This is a genomic window from Collinsella aerofaciens (assembly GCF_040920445.1).
GTDB lineage: Bacteria > Actinomycetota > Coriobacteriia > Coriobacteriales > Coriobacteriaceae > Collinsella > Collinsella aerofaciens_BH.
Window position 1 is genome coordinate 62,943 of the sequence record NZ_JBCOTQ010000001.1, and the last position, 20,985, is coordinate 83,927.

Genomic DNA, 20,985 nt, shown 5'->3' on the forward strand with positions numbered 1-20,985 from the left:
CCGCAAGACTGCCGAGCGCATGGTCAAGTGCGCCGGCCACAAGCGTTTTGTCGATTTTTGCGCCGCCAAGTCCGCCACCGTACTGGACCATGTAGGCGCCGTCGCCGGTGCCGCCGTGGTCGCGGATACGACCGAGACACCGCTTTCGCTCATGCATGACACTTTGACACTCATCGGCGAGCTGCGCCGCGCGCCCGAGCTTGCCGCGGCGCCGGTCGCCGCGCTCACCCGCGATGGCCTTATGGCCCGCGCACTCCATGCCGAGCCCGAGCACTCAATCGCCATCATGCCCAATAACGAGGAGGCGACCATCGAGGTCTGGCCTTCGCTCGACCACGCCGCCGCGGCATTTGAGGCTGCGACCAGCGCAGATGCCGAGGAGCAGACCGCAGATGCCCAAGACGAAACCGCCAACGCCCCCATGCCCGAGCCCGCCGCCACGCTCGACCTAGGCGACGGCAAGCCGCTGCCCGTGCTCATCCCCGAGTCGGAGCAGTTCGCCAACCGCCTGCGCAAGAACGCCCGCCTGCGTCGCAAGTGGGCGAAGCGCGAGGGAGTGAGCTGCTACCGCGTCTACGATGCCGACCTACCCGACTACTCCGCCGCCATCGACCTGTACGAGGGATGCCCGCAGACGCCGGGCCGCTGGCTCGTCATCGCCGAATATGCCGCGCCCAAGACCATCGACCCCGCGCTGGCCCAGGCCCGCATGCTCGACATCTTGGCCATCGCGCCGCGCATTCTGGATGTTCCGGCCGAGCACGTGCACGCCAAGGCCCGCATGCGTTCGCGCGGCGGCTCGCAGTACGGCAAGCAGGGCGCTGGCAAGGGTGGCTCGGGCGAGCGCGCCAACATCGCGCGCCGTCACCTCCCGCTCATCGAAGAGGGCGGCCTTACCTTTGCCGTCAACTTTGACGACTACCTGGATGTGGGCATCTTCCTGGACCACCGCGTCACTCGCAACCTGGTGCGTGAGCATGCCAAGCAGGCGCGCCGCTTCCTCAACCTGTTCGCCTACACCGGTACCGCCACCTGCTATGCGGCAGACGGCGGCGTCGAGGAGACCGTGACGGTCGACCTTTCCAACACCTACCTGGACTGGGCCGAGCGCAACATGCGCCAGAACGGCTTTGTGGGTCCGCAGCATCACTTTGTGCGCGACGACGTGCTCGCCTGGATTCGCGACCAGCGCCAGACGCGCAACCGCTGGGACCTGATCTTTGTCGACCCGCCCACGTTTTCGAACTCGTCCAAGATGGGCCGACGCACCTGGGATGTCCAGCGCGACCATGTTGAGCTTTTGGCCGGCGTATCGCGCCTGCTCGCACAGGGCGGGCACGCCATCTTTAGCTGCAACCTGCGCGGCTTCCGCCCCGAGACGCGCAAGCTCGCACGCGCGGGCGTGGTGCTACAGGACATAACGGCGCAGACCATCCCCGAGGATTTCGCGCGCAACCAGAAGGTGCACCACTGCTATATCGTGCGCCGCCTGCCCATCGAGGACGCCATGGCCGAAGTCGGCTTTAGCGCCGAGGAAATTGCCGAGCGAGTCGAGGAACTGCGCAACCCCGCGGCTCGCAAGCCTCACGCGGCAGTGCCTGGCCATGTGCACGCCGGCGACGGCAAGCCGCACGTCACCGGCAGCCCCTCCCCCGCCGGTAAGCCCAAAAAGAAGAAGTTCTACGCCAGCAAGCCCAAGGGCAAATAACAAAGTTGCGGTGGAATAGTTCCTAAAAAGCCTGGTAAAGGCCCAAACAGGAACTATTTCACCGCAACTCATATTGGGATGGTGGTTGGCGATCTACCCTTGGGTGACCAGTCGGTAGCCGATACCCACGTGCGTCTGGATATAGCGCGGATGCGCGGGGTCGGACTCGATCTTCTTACGCAGCGTGCCCATAAAGACACGCAGGCTCGCCAGATCGCTCTTAGTTGCCGTGCCCCAAATCTCGTGCAGGATAAACTGGTGCGTGAGCACCTTGTCGGCGTTATGGGCCAACAGGCACAGCAACTTGTACTCGATCGGCGTCAGGTGCAACTCCTCGCCATCCATCGTGGCGATGCCGGCATCAAAATCGATATGCAGCTCACCGGTATCGAACGAGCCCTCGGACGCACCCATGCCAATCTGCGCATACGAGAGGCGCCTGAGCGTCGTGCGAATACGCGCGAGCAGCTCCTCGACCGAAAACGGCTTGGTCAGATAGTCGTCGGCGCCGGCATCGAGCGCGCGAATCTTGTCCGCGTCCTCGCTGCGCGCCGAGACCACGATGATCGGCATGCCCGACCATGCGCGCACCGATTCCACCACCTTGACGCCGTCCATATCGGGCAGGCCCAGATCGAGCAGCACAATGCTCGGTGCCTGCGATGAGGCGGCGGCGATGGCGGCATGGGCGGTCTCCACAGCCATATGGCGCAAGCCGTGCGCCTCGAGCGCGGCAACGATAAGATTGCGGACGGCGGGGTCGTCCTCAACGACCAAGATGAGCGGTTTTACGGCAGAGTTCGGCACAGCGCTACTCCTTATCAAACGAAACGTCGGCGGCGGGAAGCTCAATCGTAAAGACCGAACCGTGCGGGTCCGCCGCGGCAACCTCTATGCTACCGCCATGCGCCAGCGCAATGGAGCGGCAGAGCGAAAGACCCAGGCCCACGCTGCGGTGGCTGTCGGCAAGACCGTGGTTGGCGGTGTAGAACGACTCAAAGATGCGCTCGCGATCCTCGGGCGCAATGCCCGGGCCATCATCGGCAACCGAGCACGTCACGCGCCCGCCGTCGACATCAATCGAAATAACAATATGCGAGCCTGCGGGCGTATAGGTGATGGCGTTATTCACCAGGTTCACCACCAGCTGCACCATCAGACGCGCATCGACATTGACCAGCGCCGGCTCATCGCACGCCACCACTTTAAGGTCGTGCTCGCGCACGGCCGGGTTCACATGGCGCAGCGCCTCCTCGACGATATCGTCCATGAGCTCGAGCGTAGTCGAAAGATGCATGCCGCCGCCTTCGAGTTTGGTGATGGCGAGCAGGTTCTCGACGGTGGCGTTGAGCCATTGCGCATCAGAACGAATGGACAGCAGCATGCTGCGGCGCGTCTGGGCATCGAGCACCGCGGTGCCGGTCGAGCCCTGGTCGAGCAGCACATCGGCATTGCCCGAAATACTGGTGAGCGGCGTGCGCAGGTCATGCGAGATGGAGCGCAGCAGGTTGGCGCGCAGCTGCTCATTTTTGGCAAGCACCGCCGCCTCCTCGCGGGCCTCCATGGCGCGGGCGCGATCGAGCGCCAGCTCGCCTTCGCTCACGATGGCATCGGCAAGCGTCCGCTCCTCGTGCGTCAGCACGTCGGGCTCGGCAACGATAGCCAGCACGCCCACCACCGAGGTGGGGTCGCCCGAGCGCACGAAGCCGTCGCCTGTGCGAACCGTCAGGTAGATGCCATAAAACGCCGAGCCGCCATAGGTGGCATCGAGCGGCGTTCCCACATAGGCGGACGCCGAGAGCCGCGGCGGCATCTGCGGCGCCAGCTCGTGCACCGGGGCGGCATCGCCCACGGCTGTGTACGTCGCACGCGGCAGCAGGTCATCGCCCTCGGCGTCGGCGCTGTACCACACGACCGGACAGCCCGAAAGACGCGCCAGCTGCGTGGCCATGGCGTGAACGATCTGATGCTGATCGGCGCACCGCTGCAGCATGCGGTTGGTCTCGAGCACCATATGCGTGCGGCGGTCGCTGGCGGCAGCCTGTGCCAAGGCGCGGCGCAGGGCCAACGCAATCGAACTCGACACAAGCGAGACCACGAACATGATGAAGAACATGCCGGGATAGCCGCGGTCGATAAGCGACAGCGAGTAGCGCGGGTCGACAAACAAGAAGTTGTAGAGCGCCACGGCGGCAGCCGAGCTCAGCAAGCAATACAGGCGACTCCAGGTAAAGAATGCGCACAGCTGAACGGCAAACACATAGACGATCATGATGCTCGGCGCGAGACCCGGATGGTCGAGCAGCGCGCCCACAATCGTCGCCGCGACCAGCAGCCCCACCGATACGCAGGCGTCATACAGAGGAGTGCGGCGCGTCAGCGTTGTGCGCCGCCACCAAAAGCTATCGGCAATATCGCCGTCCGTACGGACGTCCATCAGCGTCCCGCCCCTCTCTCAAAAACAAAAACCACCACAAAGGGGACAGGCACCTTTGTGGTGGTTTCCCTTGTGGTGGTTCCAAGTGTATAGCCTTTGCAACCGGCGGTCGCTAGACAAACAGCACGTGCGCGAGCAGTGCGCACACGCACGCCGCGACAAGCACCGTCACCACGATCGAAATCACGCGGTCGGCCATGTCCATGTTGGCCCGATTCGTAAAGAACCGATCTTCGGCAGCATCGGCGCGTACCTCACGCACCAGCTCGGTCGCAAGATCGCAACCGTCAAGCACCTTTGCATCCATGGTTTCCTCCCAGGACTCAATCCCCGTCAATACAAGCCCGCCCGTTCGCAGACAAACCTCGAGCGTCGACTACGGCCGCTCGTTGGGAGCCAGGCGTTGCATCTTGTTCACGGCCTTGAACTTGGTGAACAGCGGCACGTACTCAAAGCTCACGTTGGAGTTCTCCAGGCCGTACCAACGCGCGGGCGTGCCGGCGGCGCGGCGAATGATGTACTTGAGCGTGATGGCCGTACGCTCGCTGGGCTCCACATCGCTTTCGGGCGCCAGAAGCTTACGGATCAGGACGAACTTGAACGTGCCGATGTTACCCGGATCCTTGTAGACCGAGTAGTCATGCGTCTGCGGCGGCAGCTCGCCGGTGGCAGCCAGGTCCTGAACAACCTGACGCAGGTAGGCATTGACGCGCTGGTTGATCTTGTAGCCCAGGTACAGGTGCACGCGGAACACGTAGTCGGTGCCGAACGTCTCGACCGAATAGGCAAAGGTGTGCGGTTCGTCCATGGTCTCGACATTCACGAACCACCAGGCGCGGGCACGCTTGGGATGCTTGTCCAAGATCGAATAGACGATATCGCGGTCGATGTAGTCGGTATGGGTGTCCTTGGTCAGGTACACGACGTTGTCACTCATGCGCTCGTAACGGTCGTCGTCGCGCAGGCGCTTGAGCTGCGGCAGGTAGCTGCGCAGCGGCAGCAGCGTAAACTGGCGCTGCTCGACCGCCGTGCCGTTGTACCAGCACACCATAATGCCCATGATGAGTGCAGCCATGAGGATGGTGAAATAGCCGCCGTGGAAGAACTTGGTGAGCGAGCTCACGAAGAAGAAGCCTTCGAGCAAAAGGAAGAAGGCCGCGAAGATCCACGGAGCAACCTTGAGCTTGCGCTCCTCGTGCAGGTAGAAGAAGAGCAGCAGCGTGGTGCACATCATAGTCAGCGTAATGGCAAGGCCGTACGCGGCTTCCATATGCGCCGAGTTCTGGAACAGCAGCACCACGATGACGCAGCCGACAAGCATGACGTTGTTGACCATGGGGATGTAGAGCTGGCCCTTGGTCTCGGCAGGGTAGAAGACCTGCATGTGCGGCATGAGGTCCAGACGGCTGGCCTCGGACACCAGCGAGAATGCGCCGGTGATGAGCGCCTGCGAGGCAATGATGGCCGCGACGGTAGAAAGGCCGACGGCAAACGGGCGCAGGCCCGGGGCGAGCATCTGGTAGAACGGGTTGAGATCGGCAATGCCCATGAGCTCGGGGTTGGCGGCGTTGTTCATAAGCCAAGCGCCCTGGCCCATATAGGAAAGCAGCAGGCAGCACTTAACGAACGGCCAGGTAGCGTAGATGTTGCCGCGGCCGACGTGGCCCATGTCGGAGTAGAGCGCCTCGGCACCGGTGGTGGCGAGGAAGCAGCTGCCCAGAATCATGATGCCCGCGTGGTTGTTGGGGCTCAGCAAAAAGGCGATGCCGCGCACCGGGTTGAGGCACAGCAGCACGGCGGGGTGCTGGAAGACAAAGAACAGACCCGTGCCGCCCAGGAACAGGAACCACAGCGTCATGATGGGGCCAAAGGCGTGACCGATCTTGGCCGTACCGATGCGCTGTACCAAGAAGAGCACGATGATGATGGCGAGCGTAATGGCGACGACGCGGCCTTGGTCATCGCCCAGCACGGCATGGACCGCCGGGATGGTGCGCAGGCCCTCGATGGCCGTGGTAACGGTAACGGCCGGCGTGAGGATGCCGTCGGCGAGCAGCGCGGCGCCACCTAGCATGGCGGGGATGATAAGCCACTTGCCACAGCGCTTGACCAGACTGTACAGGGCAAAGATACCGCCCTCGCCATGGTTATCGGCGCGCAGCGAGATGAGCACATACTTGATGGTGGTCAGCAACGTGACCGTCCACACGACAAGGGAGAGCGCGCCGAGCACGAACTCCTCCGTGACGCTTCCGATGCCGCCGTTGCCGGCAACGAGCGCCTTGGTTACATACATAGGGCTGGTGCCGATATCGCCGTACACCACGCCCAGCGTGACGAGCATCGCCGAGATGCTCACAGGAATCGCAGCGTGCGAAGCTGCCTCCTTGGCCTTTTGTTCCATAAGCCGGTTTCCTCCCAACTTTAATGTTCGAAGGAATTATAGGTAATCGGCCCATGTTTGAATGGCACTGTTTTCCCAGCTAGATAAACATTTATACGGCCTTTAAGCCACCTCGGCGATATGGAATGTGACAAAGGGACTGTCTCTTTGTCGCATCCGTCATTTTCCGAGCCAATTTTTGAACCACCACTCCATGGAGCGGCTCATCTCGGCCATAAAGGGACTCGTGTGCTTGCGGGTATAGATGTCCACGACGCGCTCCCCCACCACGCGGGCATGCGGACGGAACATCGCGTCCATCTCGGCTACCTGCGCGTCCATAGTCGCAGCATCGGCGCGGCAGTAGCGCTCCTCGTGCACCAGGTTCACCACGGGATGCGCAATGGCCGGACGCTCCTTACGGGGCGTGCCGATGATGAGCATCGACAGCGGCATGGTATAGGGCGGCAGATCGAGCAGCGCGGCAACTTCCTCGGCGTTCTCGACGATGTCGCCGATATAGCAGCTCCCCAGCCCCAGGGCCTCGGCGGCAACCACGGCGTTTTGCGCGGCGATCACGGCATCCTGAGCCGCGATGGCAAAGTCGCCCAGACCCGGCGCGCGGCGGGGCGCCTTGCCCGTACGCTCTACAAACTCGGGCTCAAAGCAGCCCACGTGCTCAAACAGATCGATCCACTTGGCATAGTCGACCACAAATATAAGTGCCCAGGGCGCCTTGGCGATCATGGGCTGGTGGTCGCACAGGTCGGCCAGACGATCCAGCGTAGCCTGCTCGCGAATGCTCACGATGGAATACATCATCATGGCGCCCGCCGACGGCGCGCGACTCGCCGCATGCAAAATTGCCGCCCGCTGCTCGTCGGTCACCGCCACGGGACGGTCGTCGTCATCACGCGCGAAGGCACGCGTGGAGGAACGGTGCTCCAACGTGTCCAGCACCGCATTGCCCGTCGTCTCGACCGGATAGCCGCCCGCGTCCATGCCAGCGTCCACGTCACCCGCACTCGTCATACAAGCCCGTTCGTTCATCGCCTCATCCTCGCTAATTCTTTAAGAAGCCTTTACGTTTCCGTGTAATTCCCGTCCATTATCGCGCAGGTCGCCACTACATTGCGCCACACCGCCACACGCGCGCGTTAATATGGCTGGTTGTTGTGCGCAGCCACCAATTGCAGTGCATATCTTGGTAACAATCGGGTAAACCCCCGCTTTCGTAGGTTTTAGTTTGTGAGGAGTCTCAGCATGTTCGCTGCCGCCATCTCGCTCGTCGGTCTTGCGGCGACCGTCTACCTTGTCTTGCGCGAGGCCAAAGCCATTCGCGCAAAGTCGGGCACCGTTGCCAAAAGCGCTCTTGGGTGGAGCGTCGCCTTCGGCCTGTTCCAGGTCTTTTTGACTATTTGGGGCGCCGTGGGCCTCGTCGCTCAAAACGAGCCGCTCGCCTTTGTGATGCTCATCCTGACCAACGCCATCCTCACCGGCTGCGCTTGGGCCAGCATCGCACGCGACCGCATCGCCCCGCGCGTCTTTGCGTTCGCCGCGCCCGACGCCCCCGCCCCCACCGGCAAGCTCGCCCGCCTGCGCGGCGCCTTTGTGGGCAAACCGCTCGTCGCCGCCGTCCTGTGCCTGCTGCTCGCCGGCGTCTTTGCGCTGCTGGGCATGGAGGTATCGTCCAACCACGACTTTACCTGGGTCTACCCCCTGTGCATCCTACTCGAGTGGGCCATCATCGCCACGCTCATGGTCGGCTTGTTCTTCCTATTCCAGCGCCACGGCGCAGCCCCCGCGGTCCTGGCCTTTGCCCTCTTTATCCTGGGCATTGCCGAGTTCTTCGTTATCACGTTTAAGTCCATGCCCATCCAGCCGGGCGACCTTTCGGCCATCTCCACCGCCGCCGCGGTCGCCGGCACCGGCTACACCTTCTCCATCTCGCTGTTCTGCGTGCTGTCCATGGGCTTTACCGCCATCGCCATGCTGCTATGCGAGTACGCCGGCCTGGTGGCACCGCACCGTCAGAAGAGCGCCGCCAACGCCAAGCGCATGCTGCTCACCAACCTGCTCGTGGCCGTGCTGTGCCTGGGCGGTGTGACCGCGCATGTTACGCTCATCGACTACTACAACACTCTCGGCATCACCGTCTACACCTGGCGTCCGCTCGAGAGCTACTGGCGCGAGGGCTACCTGCCCGCTTTCATTAGCGCAGCGCAGTCCATCAAGCCGCCCAAACCCGCCGACTACTCCGTCGACGATGCCAAGGCCACGCTCAAAAAGTACGCCAAGGCCTACGACAAGTCCGACGCGGCCAAGAGCGACGAGCGCGCCGCCGCAAAGGAGCAGTTCGACAGCGAGAAGCCCACGGTCATCGCCATCATGAACGAGACGTTCTCGGATCTGTCGATCTACCAGAACATGCGCGCCGGCTACGAGGGTCCGCAGTACTTTAAGAGCCTGTCCGACTGCCTCAGCCGCGGCAAGCTCTACGTGAGCGCCTACGGCGGCGGCACCGCCAATACCGAGTTTGAGTTTATGACCGGCAACTCCATGGCCAACCTGGGCTCGGGCGTGTACCCCTACACCATCTACAACATGGAAACGACCGGGAACCTGGCAGAGCAGTTCAAATCGCTCGGCTATTCCACCACGGCTATGCACCCCAATCACGCAACCAACTGGAACCGCGAGAACGTCTACAAGGACTTTGGCTTTGACCAGTTCCTGTCCATCAACGATTTCCAGGGAGCCGACACCTTGCGCGGCATGGTGACCGACCAGGCTACCTACGACAAGATTCTTGAGCTGCTCGACCAGAACGCCGATCCGCAGTTTATCTTCGACGTGACCATGCAGAACCACTCGGGCTACGATACGGGTCTGCTGCCGGTCGACAAGCAGATGCACCTCAACATCGACACGACCGATCTGGACGCCAAGACCGTCGAGGACGGCACGCTCTCCGATGTCGACGAGTATGTCTCGTGCATCGAGCAGTCCGACCAGGCGCTTCGCTACTTCCTCAACGCCCTGAGCAAGCTCGACCGTAAGGTGGTCGTGGTGTTCTGGGGCGACCACCAGCCGTTCTTCCCGTCCAAGTTCAACGATAAGTGGTTTACCGGCGAAGACGATGCCACGCATCAGGAGCGCCTGTGGCAGACCGACTACATCATTTGGGCTAACTACGACGTTGCCGGTTGTGACCAGACGAGCGAGGTCGACGACCTGTCCACCAACTACCTGTCCACCCAGCTTATGCAGCTGATCGGCGCCCCGCTTTCCGACTACCAGAAGGCGCACATGACGCTGCGCGAGTCGCTGCCCGCTATCAACTCGGTGGGCTACGAGGACGCCAGCCTGCGCTGGGCGCTTTCCTCCAACGTCACCGGTGACGACGCCGATGCCGCAGCCGCCACCAAGGCGCGCGAAGATTACGCCAAGATGCAGTACTACGAGATGTTCCGCGACGGCAAGAACGTGTACACCGAGCACTTCCAGACCGAGGCCAACGAGACCGACCCCAACCTGGCACCGGGTACGACCAAGATCAAGTAGCGACCAGCTGCGAGTTCATAACTGAAACGTCTGTCCGGGCGGAGACATATAAGGTTCCCTGCTCGGACAGTCCTGCGCAAGACGGGGGCCACATTAAGTGGCCCCCTTTGCGTGCGGAACTCGCGATGAACCTTACATACCTCCGCCCGGACAGACGCCTTGTTGTTGGGACACGGCTTGTCATAGGGGTATCCGCTGAACATATATAAGTTGAAGGCCACGTTATGTGGCCTTCTTTGTTTGCGGAAAGTGTGTCCCGGAATTCTTGTCTGGAATGGGATGCAGTTTCCGCTTGGGACCCGATTGGGAAAGTGTGTCCCACTATTCAGCTGGATTCCGGGATGTATTTTCCGGTTGAGGCTCGTTGGGAAAGTGCGTCCCACTTTGGGGGCTGATTCTGGGACGTGGTTTCCGGTTGGCTCTCATTGGGAAAGTTCATCCCATTTCTCGGCCTAATTATGGGACGCAGTTTCCGCTTGCGGAGTCTCCACTCAACAGAAAACCCGGGTGGCCTGTTTTTTTGGGTTGTCGATATGTTCGACTGGCTACTAGTGGGTCTTGCGGCGCTTGATCAGCATGATGAGGGCTATCACTACGAACGTTGCTCCCGCTGCTGCTGCGGTGGCGACTAGGGCGAATGTTTGGTCGCCGGTGTTTGCGAGGTTCTTCGCTGTGGTCGTAGTCTTGACCTTGGTGTCGGTCTTAGCTCCGTTGTCGGACTTTGGCTTGTCCGGGTTCGTCGGGGTCTCAGGAGTCTCGGGGTCCTTTGAGCCTTCGGAATCGGTTGGGCCGGCGGTGTTTACCAGCGTATGGTCCAGGAACTTCTTGGCGCCCGCACTTGCCTGTGAGAACAGGCGGCGCGTGCGGATCGGGGTGGCGTTCACCGTTGTGGGCGCCGTCTCCTCGGCCTCGATATTCACGAGCGTCGTGCCGGTGTCGAGGCCCACGTCGTTGTATCCCACGTGGCAGTAATACTGCGCACCGTCATCGTCTGCGGTCAGGTCAATCTCGAGCTTTGAGGCCGTTCCAGCCGCGAGGTTGCCATCGGCACCCACGAGCTTAAACTCTGTCTCGCCGCGGCCCTTGCGGTACCACATATAGGTCGGTGCCAGCCCTGTTTCGCTATCGTCGGCACCGAGTTGCTTCACATGGCCAATCGCCGAGAGCGTCAGGTGGCTTCCCGCCGCGCGCTCAACCGAAGAGTCGTATCCAAGATCCGACCCCTCCGCAGCATCCGCCGCAGGTCCGCTCACGGTCATCGTCATGCCATCGGGCATGGTCTTGACCGTGATGATTGCCGAGCGAATACCTGTTTCGGTCGTGGATCCATTCTTAACGGCGGCGATGGCGAATCGATACTCCGTATTGGGCTGCAGCCCATCCCACTTGAGCGAGGTCTGCGTGTTGTCGGCAATCTTCCAGCTATTGACGACCGCATCCGCCGCATTGCTCTGCAGCATGCCCACGCCGTAGCTAAAGCCACTCTTGTTTGCGAGTACATCGTCCCAGCTAAACGTAACGCTGGTCGAATCGACGGCGTTTGCCGTAAAGCCCGTCACGGCCGGCGCGTCGGGCATCTCGACGTCCTTAACGTCATAGCCCACGATCCAGAACTGGTCGGTGTCCTTGGTGCCGAGCTTGTCGCCCGAGTCTGCCTCGAACTTGTCGACATCCACCGCGTTGACGCCCAGACGCCACACAAAACCGTACTTGCCCTGCGCGGCCTCGGGCAGGTTGTCGACGGTGCCGCCGTATTCGGTCGATTCACTCGAGGAGTTACCCGTAGTAAAGCCGGCGTTGGCACCAAAGCACAGGCCGCCAAACAACTCGTGCTTTGCGAGCTTCGCGCCCATGACAACGCTGCCGTTCAGCGTCAAGCCGAGCTCGAGCTCCTGCTCCTTGCCCTCCTCGACTTCGATGGTCTGCTCAATGCTCGCCCCCGACTGCGCAGCGGCGCCGTTAAACCCATCGTGCGTGTAGGCGCGCGTTACGCCAGGCTTGCCCAGGCCAAAGGAATCCCCAACGGGAGTCTCGCCGTTGAGCGTCGTTTGATAGGTTCCGGGTTCTCCCGACCGGTTGGTCAAAAAGTAGCTGAGCGGCGTCATATTGTGCTGTTTGGCAATGCGGTCATAGGCCTCGACATTAACGACCGAGGTCTGCGCGCCGAGCGACACGGGCGCCGCCATCACGCCCTTGCCACCAGTTTCCTCATTTTCGATCTCATACTCGTAATAGACCATCGGAATCGTGTAGAGCACGGCCTTGTCACCCTCGCCGGCATGCGACTCATAGCTTACGCTTGCGCTGACCGTGCGCTCGCTCCGGTAGTCATAGCATCCCTCGGCGGCAAAATCGACTGAAGCATTCATCGCGACCAGGGGCGGACCGGTCTGCACCTCGACGGCAACGCCCAACTCGGCGCCAATGGTATAGCCCTGGGATGTCCCCGTGCCCTTTTCCTCTCCGTATGACGTGCCGCCCAACACCAGATAGCCGTATGCCTGCTCCAGATCCTCAACATAGGGCGCATCCTGCAGCACGGCAAGCACGCGCGGGTTGGTATAGACCTTGTAGCGGTCCTTGTACGTGATCTTGACGCTGTCGTTGTCGACATCGGGCAGCGCGAGCGAGATAAATGTGCCGTAGGTAGTGCCGCGACGGTTGCTCTCGCTAATCACCTGCTCCTCGCCGCGGCGCACCTTTCCGTTCTCGTCGAGCGAAAAATGCGAGGCGGTCATCCAATAGTAGTCATCGTTCTTGCGCAGGTCCTCGTCGCGGTGCTTGCCCACCACGGCGATAAAGCTCTCGTTATAGCGGTCCGAACCCGAGACGCTGCCCGCCTTGACGTCGCTGATCCACACCTGCTCTATACCCTTGTGGTCATGCTTGTTGCTGCTGTTGTATTGCTGACCGCTCATGCTCATGGTTCCGACCATGGACCCCAAGCCCTGAGCCCCGCTCTGTGCCGTGTTGCAGGCAAAGTCGCGGAACACATCGCCACCCACGAGCACCTCGTCGACCGCCAGCTGCTCGGACAGGCCGTCAAGGTTGGCAGTGGCAAGGGCAATAGGCGCCAAGGTGCACGGATAGCGCTTATCCTGAGCGCTATCCTTCCATGCGCTGGTGGGCACATGCATCAGCCCATAGGAGGCGAGGAGCCCGTCTCTGTATTCCTTACAATCGGAAAGCTTGAACTCGCCAGACTCCGAGTCAAAATACGCGTAGCGGTACAGCGCGCCGTACAGCCCCTTGCTGCCGTCAGAAGCGCCGTAATCAAAAGCGCTGCGTTGCCAGTCATAGCCCGCAAGAATAAGGCCCGTGACGGTTTCACCCGTCTTCTTTCCTTCTTCATCGTAGGCGGCAAACGTGCCGAACGTCGCATTCGCAGCGACCATGGTCTTGCCGTTCGCGGAGAGGGAGATTGCGCCCGCGTCGCCCAGAGCATCGACATGGACGAGCGCACCCTTGGATGCATCCCACGAAAACAGCTCGCAATGCGTCGACTTATCAATATTCTTCTTGCCGTAGGGTGCCGAGACCACGATGGCGAGGTCATCGCAAAAATCGCGATCGAGGTCGCCGGCCGCTAGCGAAACGACAGGAGCTGACTGAAGCTGCGTCCAGGAGTCGTTCCCGCCCTTGTTGTGCGTGGTGTAGTCCGCGGCGTTACCGGCATCGATCTTGACGACGCTTTGCTTCCAGTTGCCGCCCTCCAAGTCATACATGTCGACTACAGCCTTGCGCACGCCGTTCTCGTCGACATAGCAGCCCGCGTAGACAAAAAGCTCGTCGACGCCGTCGCCATCGACATCGCCCGCCTCGACATCAAAGACGGCGTCGTGCTCTTGCAGGTAACCGGCATCCAGGTACTTAAAACGGCCTTCGTACATCATATTAGTGTTGACCGTCACCGGCAGGTGTGTGTCGAGAGTGCGCGTACGCCCGTTGCTAAACGAGTAGAGGACCAGCTCAACCTTTCCGGCGTATGACTTGCCGTCAATCGTCGTGGAGGAACTGTCGCCGTAGGCACGGAGCTCGGCAACGCGGCTCTTTTTGCCCGTGCTGGCGTCGCTGCAGAACTCAACACTCGTGGCGTGAATGCCCGAGAAACCGTTGTTGTCGTTGGCGAGTACTGTTGAGGACTCATTGTTGCTTAGGTACGACCAGGTGCCGCCACCGTAGTCGCTATGCTTGTAGAAATCGCTGTTCGTATCGAAGTTGTTGACGTTTTGCCAGAACTTTGCGGCGCCCCACACACTTCCATAGCCATCGGTGAGTTTGCTGCTGCCGCCAATGTCACCGCGCTCGACGTTCTCGAGCTTGTCGCGCAGAGTGTAGCGATTGCCATGGCTACCGTTAGCTGCCATATAGACCTCGCTGCGCGTGGCAAACGTCGTGGGGTATCAGTGGAATAGGGGCCAACGGTATCGGCCGGAATGTCCTCGCTCGTGCCCAGACCCAGGGCTTGATAATCCTGCTCGGTCATATCGGTGATTGCGGGCGCGTCTGCCGCCTGGGCAACCTGGGGCGTGGCCGTGAAGCAGGCGACGCTCGTGGCGATCAACGCAGCAAGCGCCGCCGTCCCAACAAGCGGGATTTTCGACAGCCTACGGATACGGGGGTGTGGAACGTACATGAGGGACCTCGCTTTATTCGAGTGGAGTGGACTCATTTTTGCAAATGATACATCCGATGCCCGATATCACGTGTCTCATTTTCGCCAACGGCGTGTCTCATTTTTGAGAATCCGAGATGCCGCGGAAATCTTATCCCAGCTCAAAGGCCATTTCTGGGATGTATTTTCCGTCGAGTGCCTCATCGGGAAACTGCATCCCATTTCAAGCGTCGATTCTGGGACGCATTTTCCCCTTAGACCCTCAACCGGAAACCGCATCCCACTTTGAGCGCAAATTCCGGGACGCATTTTCCGCTTGAGCCTCATTGGGAAACGGCGTCCCACTTTGAGGGCTGATTGTGGGATGCATTTTCCGGTTTTGCTCTCATTGGGAAAATGCATCCCGTTTCTTGACCGAATAATGGGACGCAATTTCCCGTTGGAGCGCCTTTGGGAAAGTGTGTCCCACTTCGACCGCCCAGAGTGGGATGCACTTTCCGCAAAGCACCTCAACGGGAAACTACGTCCCATTCCAAAGGCAAATTCCGGGACGCATTTTTCGAAAGCCTGCCCATCCGGAAAGCCCGTCCCACTTTGGACGCATCCGGGCACGGAACCATCGACCTATCAGGCCTCCCATCAATAAAGAGGCGTCCTCCCGGACGGCGGGGCACGAAGTTCATCGCGAGTTCCGCACGCAAAGAAGGCCACTTAATGTGGCCTTCGTCTTGCGCAGGACTGTAGAGCAGGGAACTTCGTGCCCCGACGCCCGGGAGGACGTTTCATTTAGAAAGATGGACCGACCGCCGTCAGCGATGGGAGCTACTCCCCCAGCACGGCCTTTTTGGCGGCTGCAGCCATGTTGTCCAGATCTTCCTTGGTGGGATGGTCCTTCGCGGCAACCCAGTTGTCGAGCAGCATCTTAAATCGGGCGTTTTCGGGATCCTGCTCAAGCATTGCCTCGTAGCGCTGCTTGACGGCGGGACCCATCTTGCCTTGGCACATCGCCCAGCCCGCAAGCTCGGCATCGTTGGCCAAATTGGAGGTCACGCGGTCGATAATCTGCTGGTAATAGCTCTGGTCGGCACCAAAACCGCAGGTGCCAAACAAGAAGACGCGCTTGCCGTGCAAGGCGGAGAGCAACGCCGCGACCGAAGGCGTGCACGCACCCTTGTCGCACCAAAAACCGACGAGCACCGTGTCGGCCGCGCAGGCGCCCTGCGCCTCGAGCGCAACCTGATCTGCATCCGCATCGTCGCTCAATGCCGCGGCATGGACAAACTCAACGCCCGCAGCCTGCAGAGCGCGCTTGATCGCGCCCGAAACCATCCTGGTATTACCGCTCTTGCTGTTGACCACCAAAGAGCATGTCATAGTCACGTTGCTCGTTTCCCCCAAAACTAAAGCCACTAATGCAATTTATTAGATGAATATCTTAGTACTAACGTGACAGATGTAAACCACCGTCTGTCGATTGATTAATTTGCCCCACGGCCGTGCTCACTGGGCGAATTGGCTGCGGTAGAGTTCGGCGTAGAAGCCGCCTGCCGCCAGCAGCTCGTCGTGCGTGCCGCGCTCGATAATCTCGCCGTCGCGCATGACCAGAATGCAGTCGGCGTTGCGAATCGTCGACAGGCGGTGCGCTACGACAAAGCTCGTGCGACCGGCCATGAGCTCGTCGAATGCCGCCTGCACTTGCAGCTCGGTGCGCGTGTCGATACTCGAGGTCGCCTCGTCCAGCAGCAAGATAGCCGGGTCGGTGAGCATGACGCGCGCAATGCACAGCAGCTGCTTTTGGCCCTGGCTAAACGTGCCGCCGTCCTCACCGATTACCGTATCGTAGCCGCCTGGTAGCTGCACGATAAACTTGTGCGCGTGCGCGCGCTTGGCGGCTTCGATGACCTGCTCGCGCGTGGCGTCGGGACAGCCGTAGGCGATATTATCCGCCACCGTGCCCTCGAACAGCCACGTATCCTGCAACACCATGCCAAAGGCACGGCGCAGGCTCGCGCGCGTGTAATCACGCGAAGACCGGCCATCGACCATGATGCGTCCGGCATCGATATCGTAAAACCGCAGCAGCAAATTGATGAGCGTTGTCTTGCCACAGCCCGTAGGACCGACCAGGGCAAAACGCATGCCGGGCTTAGCCTCGATGCAGATGTCCTGCAGCAGCTTGCGGTCGGGAACGTAGCTAAAGTCCACGTGTTCAAAGGTCACCTCGCCCTGCGGGGCGGCAAGCTCAACGGCATCTGGCGCATCGGGCTCCTGCTCGCGTGCATCGAGCAGCGCGAACATGCGGCGCGCCGAGGCGTACGCGGTCTGGATCTGCGTAATGACGTTGGTGACCTCGTTGAACGGCTTGGTGTACTGGTTAGCATAGGACAGGAAAATCTGCACGCCGCCCACCGTAAGCGCCGCGGGCACGCCCGTGATCACGCCCACGCAGCCGATCACAGCGACCACGGCATAGATGATGTTGTTAATAAAGCGCGTACCGGGGTTGGAGAGCGAACCCATAAACTGCGCGCGCTCACCCGCGGTGTAGAGCTCGGCATTGAGGGCAGCGAAGCGCGCTTGGGCGTTCGGGCCGTAGGCAAAGGCGTCGACAAGCTTCTGCTCGCCTACGTACTCCTCAATATGACCACCGAGCTGCCCTTGAATACGCTGCTGTGCCGTAAAGCTCTTGTTGGAGAGCTTGGCGATGGCGCCGGCTGCAAAAATGGAAAGCGGCGTGACGAGCACCACCACGAGCGTCATGGTCAGGTTGATGGAAAGCATAAACGCAAGCGTGCCCACGATGGTGATGACGCCGGTGAAAAGCTGGGTAAAGCCCTGCAGCAGACCGTCGCCCACCTGGTCGACATCGTTGACCACGCGACTCATGAGGTCGCCGTGGGCATGGCCGTCGATAAAGCTGAGCGGCATGCGGCTGAGCTTGTCGCTCGCCTCCACGCGCATGTCGCGCACCGTCTCGTAGGACAGACGGTTAACGCAGTAGCCCTGCAGCCACTGGAAGGCCGCAGCACCTACGACGACAATCGCGAGCTTGGTGACAAGCGGCAGCAACGCATCGAAGTCCACCTGTCCGGCGGCGACGATAAGGTCGATGCCCTCGCCAATGAGGATGGGCGTATAGAGTTGCAAGATCACCGAGATTGCGGCGCTCACAAACGATGCCGTAAACGAGACGCGGTGCGGGCGAACATAGCCCAGCAGGCGGCGGGTCACCGCGCCCACGGGATAGCGCTCAGGGTCGCCGGGCTGGCGCGGACCGTCGCCCAGGTCGTTGAGGTTATCGTTACCGGACACGTTGGCCGTCATCGTGGCGACCGAACCGGAGGAAGTGTACGGATTCATTTAGCAGCCCTCCTTTGCGCAGACAGATGCAGGGGCGGTCTGGGCGCCTGGGGCGGGCGCGGGCGCCGCACTCCCCTGCTGGCCCTCGAGTTCCTCGCGGCGCAGCTGCGACTGGCAGATCTCTCGGTAGAGCTGGCAGCTTGCATACAGCTCGTCATGCGTGCCCAGGCCCGCAACCGAGCCGTGATCGAGCACGCAGATCATGTCGGCGTCGCGCACGGTCGAGACGCGCTGGCTTACGATCACCGTCGTGAGCGGCAGCCCGCCCTCGACGGCACCGCGCACGCTGCGCTCGCGGATGGCACGGCGAAGCGCCGCGTCGGTCTTAAAGTCGAGTGCCGAGGCGGAGTCGTCCATGATCAGAACCTGCGGCGAACCCACCAGGGCACGCGCGATAGTCAGGCGCTGACGCTGGCCACCGCTAAAGTTCTTGCCGCCCGCCTCGACCGGGGCGTCGAGCCCCTGCGGCTTGTTGCGCACGAACTCGCTCGCCTGCGCCATATCGAGCGCCGCCCAAAGATCCTCGTCGGTTGCCGCCTCGTCGCGCCAGGTCAGGTTGCTGCGGATAGTGCCGCTCACCAGCGACGCACGCTGCGGAACAGTCGCAACCACATGGCGCAGCTGGTCGAGCGGCCAAGCGCGCACGTCGGCACCCATCACGCACACGCTGCCGGTGCCCGCATCGTACAGGCGCGGGATAAGCGAGACGAGCGTGGACTTGCCGCTGCCCGTGCCACCGATAATGCCGAGCGTTTTGCCCAGCGGCAGTTCCAGAGTCACATCGCTCACGGCATTTGCCGCGCCGGCGCCAAACGAGAAGCTCGCATGGTCAAAGCTCAGTGCGGGGACTGGAGCAGCACCACCCGCCAGTTCGCTCGGCTCGGGCAGCGCGACCGGCTGGTTGCCCTCGTCGGTGATGCTCGGCTCGCAGTTGAGCACCTCATTGATGCGCGACGCGCTGGCGCTCGCCTTGGTAAAGACCACGACCAGGTTGGCGACGTACACGATGGAGGTCAGGGTCTGCGTCATGTAGTTCACAAACGCCATGACCTGGCCCTGCGTGAGCTCGCCCACGTTGACCTGGATGCCGCCCACCCACAGGATGGCGCACACGCCCAGGTTCATCACCAAAAACGTGACGGGGTTGAGGATCGACGAGAGCTTGCCCACCGCGATCGCGACACGCGCCTGGTCATCGGCCGCCTGGGCAAAACGCTCGCGCTCGTGGTCCTCGCGCACGAAGGCGCGAACCACGCGAGCGCCCGAAAGGCCTTCGCGGCAGATAAGCGCGATGCGGTCGAGCTTTGCCTGCAGCTGCTTGTAGTACGGGATGCAGCGCGCCATGACAAACCAAAACACCAGGCCGATAGCGGGCGTGCAGATCAAAAAGATGATGCCGAGCTTAAGGTCGATGGCAAGGGCTGCGCACATAGAGCCCACCGCCAGGAAGGGCCAGCGGATAAGCATACGCACGCCGAGCGCCACGGCAAGCTGCACCTGGTTGACGTCGTTGGTGATGCGGGTGATAAGCGACGGCGTGCCAAAGCGGTCGAGTTCGGCATAGCTCAGCTTATTGATGTGCTGGTAGAGCGCACCGCGAATGTCGGTGCCCATGCCCTGCGAGGTGAGCGCCGCCATCTTTTGGCAAACAAGCGTAAACGAGATGCCGATCACGGCCATGGCGCCAAGCACCATACCGTAGTGGACAACGGCGTTCACATCGTGCGCACCGATGCCCTTATCGATCATCTGGGCAATCACCAGCGGCGTCAGCAGGTCAAAGATCACTTCGATCAGCTTGCACGCAGGACCAATCACCATATACCGGCGAAACTTACCACCAAAACGCCTGAGCAGCTCAATCATGTATAGGCGCTCCCTATCATCATCTCTCTTCAATCTGATTCATGATAGTACGGAGAGCCCTGGAGATGCGTAAGCAACTCGTTACAGAACAAGCCCCCGAAACAATCAGGAAACTAGGCACAGAGACAAAGCGCCCGAACATGTTTTGGCAAAGCCAATGAGCAGCACTAGACAAGGGATTGAATTGTTCAGATTAACGCGCCTTTACGGATGATTTTTGGACGACGGGGCCCGGTCGGCGGCGAGGTGTTTGGTAGTCGAGCGATCCCGCAGGCGCAGCCGAGGACCAGCGAGACACCAAATACCTCGCCGCCGGCCGGGCCATGTCGCGGCACCAAAAAAACGCCCGTGCGCTCGATGGATTCGGATGCCCGACAGAGGCTCCTTATGGCTGCTTCCTTCCGGACCTGACCAGATTCGGATCATGTCGTCATCCGAACCCATCGAACGCGCTAGGCGCTCGGTATATCTTACCTGCTCCCGCCCGCCAGAGCAAGGTAGCTAATTTGGGACGGAGCTTTTTTGACTACTTTTGCAGCCCGATTGCCAGAGCAGCCAATGAGTAGTCAAAATAGTCCCATCCCAAAATGACCGGCTTGGTGCCGCACCACAGAAAGGGCCCATCTACTACGTTTAGGCCACAGGGGTCGACCATAGCCGACTTTTTCGAAAATCGGCAAGCTTTCTACCTGCACTGATAATTGTTCTCGGGGGAAGCGGGCACTGCGGGGCGCGGCAACGGCGCGCGATTTCCGCGTCGCAGCGCTACCCTGATGCTGAATGCCGGGACGATGACCCACTGACCTGCTGACGCCTCTTCGGCCGTCCTCAAATCCGACCTGTCTCGCCCCGGCATCCGCGTCCCGGAGTCCTGCCATGACCTAATAGGAGCATGAGCGCGGACAATCGGACAAGCCAATTGGATTGTAGCGCTCCCGTCAGTGCAATGTCTGGGAGACCCGGGCGCGGAGCAGGCGGCAGACCGAGGGGAGCGAAAATGGAAGGCGAAACGGTCATCGCGGGCGTCGACACGCACAAGGACGTGCATGTCC

11 protein-coding genes and 1 other RNA gene are annotated in these 20,985 nt (G+C 61.2%); 2 read left to right on the forward strand and 10 right to left on the reverse strand.

Features of this window, described 5'->3' with window-relative positions; translation table 11 throughout:
* A partial coding sequence (locus AB5405_RS00250; protein WP_368137165.1) for a class I SAM-dependent methyltransferase occupies positions 1-1,708 on the forward strand: 1,708 nt, incomplete at its 5' end.
* 93 nt (positions 1,709-1,801) lie between these two features.
* Here AB5405_RS00250 and AB5405_RS00255 read toward each other — a convergent pair.
* The 5 genes from AB5405_RS00255 to AB5405_RS00275 all read right to left on the reverse strand — a co-directional run bounded on the left by AB5405_RS00255 (position 1,802) and on the right by AB5405_RS00275 (position 7,560).
* Positions 1,802-2,515, reverse strand: coding sequence for a response regulator (locus tag AB5405_RS00255; RefSeq protein ID WP_152078705.1), 714 nt, complete (start codon positions 2,513-2,515; stop codon positions 1,802-1,804).
* A gap of 4 nt (positions 2,516-2,519) precedes the next feature.
* The gene (locus tag AB5405_RS00260) at positions 2,520-4,145 is read right to left on the reverse strand and encodes an ATP-binding protein (RefSeq protein WP_368137167.1); all 1,626 of its coding nucleotides are present in this window, start codon (positions 4,143-4,145) and stop codon (positions 2,520-2,522) included.
* 112 nt (positions 4,146-4,257) lie between these two features.
* Positions 4,258-4,452 (reverse strand): hypothetical protein, encoded by a 195-nt coding sequence (locus AB5405_RS00265; RefSeq protein WP_006235656.1) that lies wholly within the window; start codon positions 4,450-4,452, stop codon positions 4,258-4,260.
* Positions 4,453-4,521: 69 nt separating this feature from the next.
* A complete protein-coding gene (locus AB5405_RS00270) occupies positions 4,522-6,549 on the reverse strand; it encodes a KUP/HAK/KT family potassium transporter (protein WP_035138754.1) in 2,028 nt (675 codons plus the stop codon).
* A 159-nt stretch (positions 6,550-6,708) separates the two neighbouring features.
* The gene (locus AB5405_RS00275; protein WP_342996177.1) at positions 6,709-7,560 is read right to left on the reverse strand and encodes a nitroreductase family protein; all 852 of its coding nucleotides are present in this window, start codon (positions 7,558-7,560) and stop codon (positions 6,709-6,711) included.
* A 231-nt stretch (positions 7,561-7,791) separates the two neighbouring features.
* On the opposite strand from AB5405_RS00275, the gene AB5405_RS00280 reads away from it, so the two are divergent.
* Positions 7,792-10,092 (forward strand): LTA synthase family protein, encoded by a 2,301-nt coding sequence (locus tag AB5405_RS00280; protein ID WP_368137169.1) that lies wholly within the window; start codon positions 7,792-7,794, stop codon positions 10,090-10,092.
* 548 nt (positions 10,093-10,640) lie between these two features.
* On the opposite strand, the gene AB5405_RS00285 is transcribed toward AB5405_RS00280, so the two are convergent.
* From AB5405_RS00285 to ffs, 5 genes are all read right to left on the reverse strand, one after another.
* A complete protein-coding gene (locus tag AB5405_RS00285; protein WP_368137171.1) occupies positions 10,641-14,459 on the reverse strand; it encodes a fibronectin type III domain-containing protein in 3,819 nt (1,272 codons plus the stop codon).
* Positions 14,460-15,529: 1,070 nt separating this feature from the next.
* A complete protein-coding gene (gene bilS, locus AB5405_RS00290; RefSeq protein WP_217108355.1) occupies positions 15,530-16,081 on the reverse strand; it encodes a flavodoxin family protein BilS in 552 nt (183 codons plus the stop codon).
* Positions 16,082-16,207: 126 nt separating this feature from the next.
* Positions 16,208-18,067 carry an ABC transporter ATP-binding protein gene (locus tag AB5405_RS00295; protein ID WP_368137172.1) on the reverse strand — a complete coding sequence of 620 codons (1,860 nt, stop codon included), beginning with the start codon at positions 18,065-18,067 and terminating at the stop codon, positions 16,208-16,210.
* A complete protein-coding gene (locus AB5405_RS00300; RefSeq protein ID WP_368137173.1) occupies positions 18,068-19,933 on the reverse strand; it encodes an ABC transporter ATP-binding protein in 1,866 nt (621 codons plus the stop codon).
* A 351-nt stretch (positions 19,934-20,284) separates the two neighbouring features.
* Positions 20,285-20,380, reverse strand: an RNA gene (ffs, locus tag AB5405_RS00305) — signal recognition particle sRNA small type.
* Positions 20,381-20,985 lie beyond the last annotated feature (605 nt).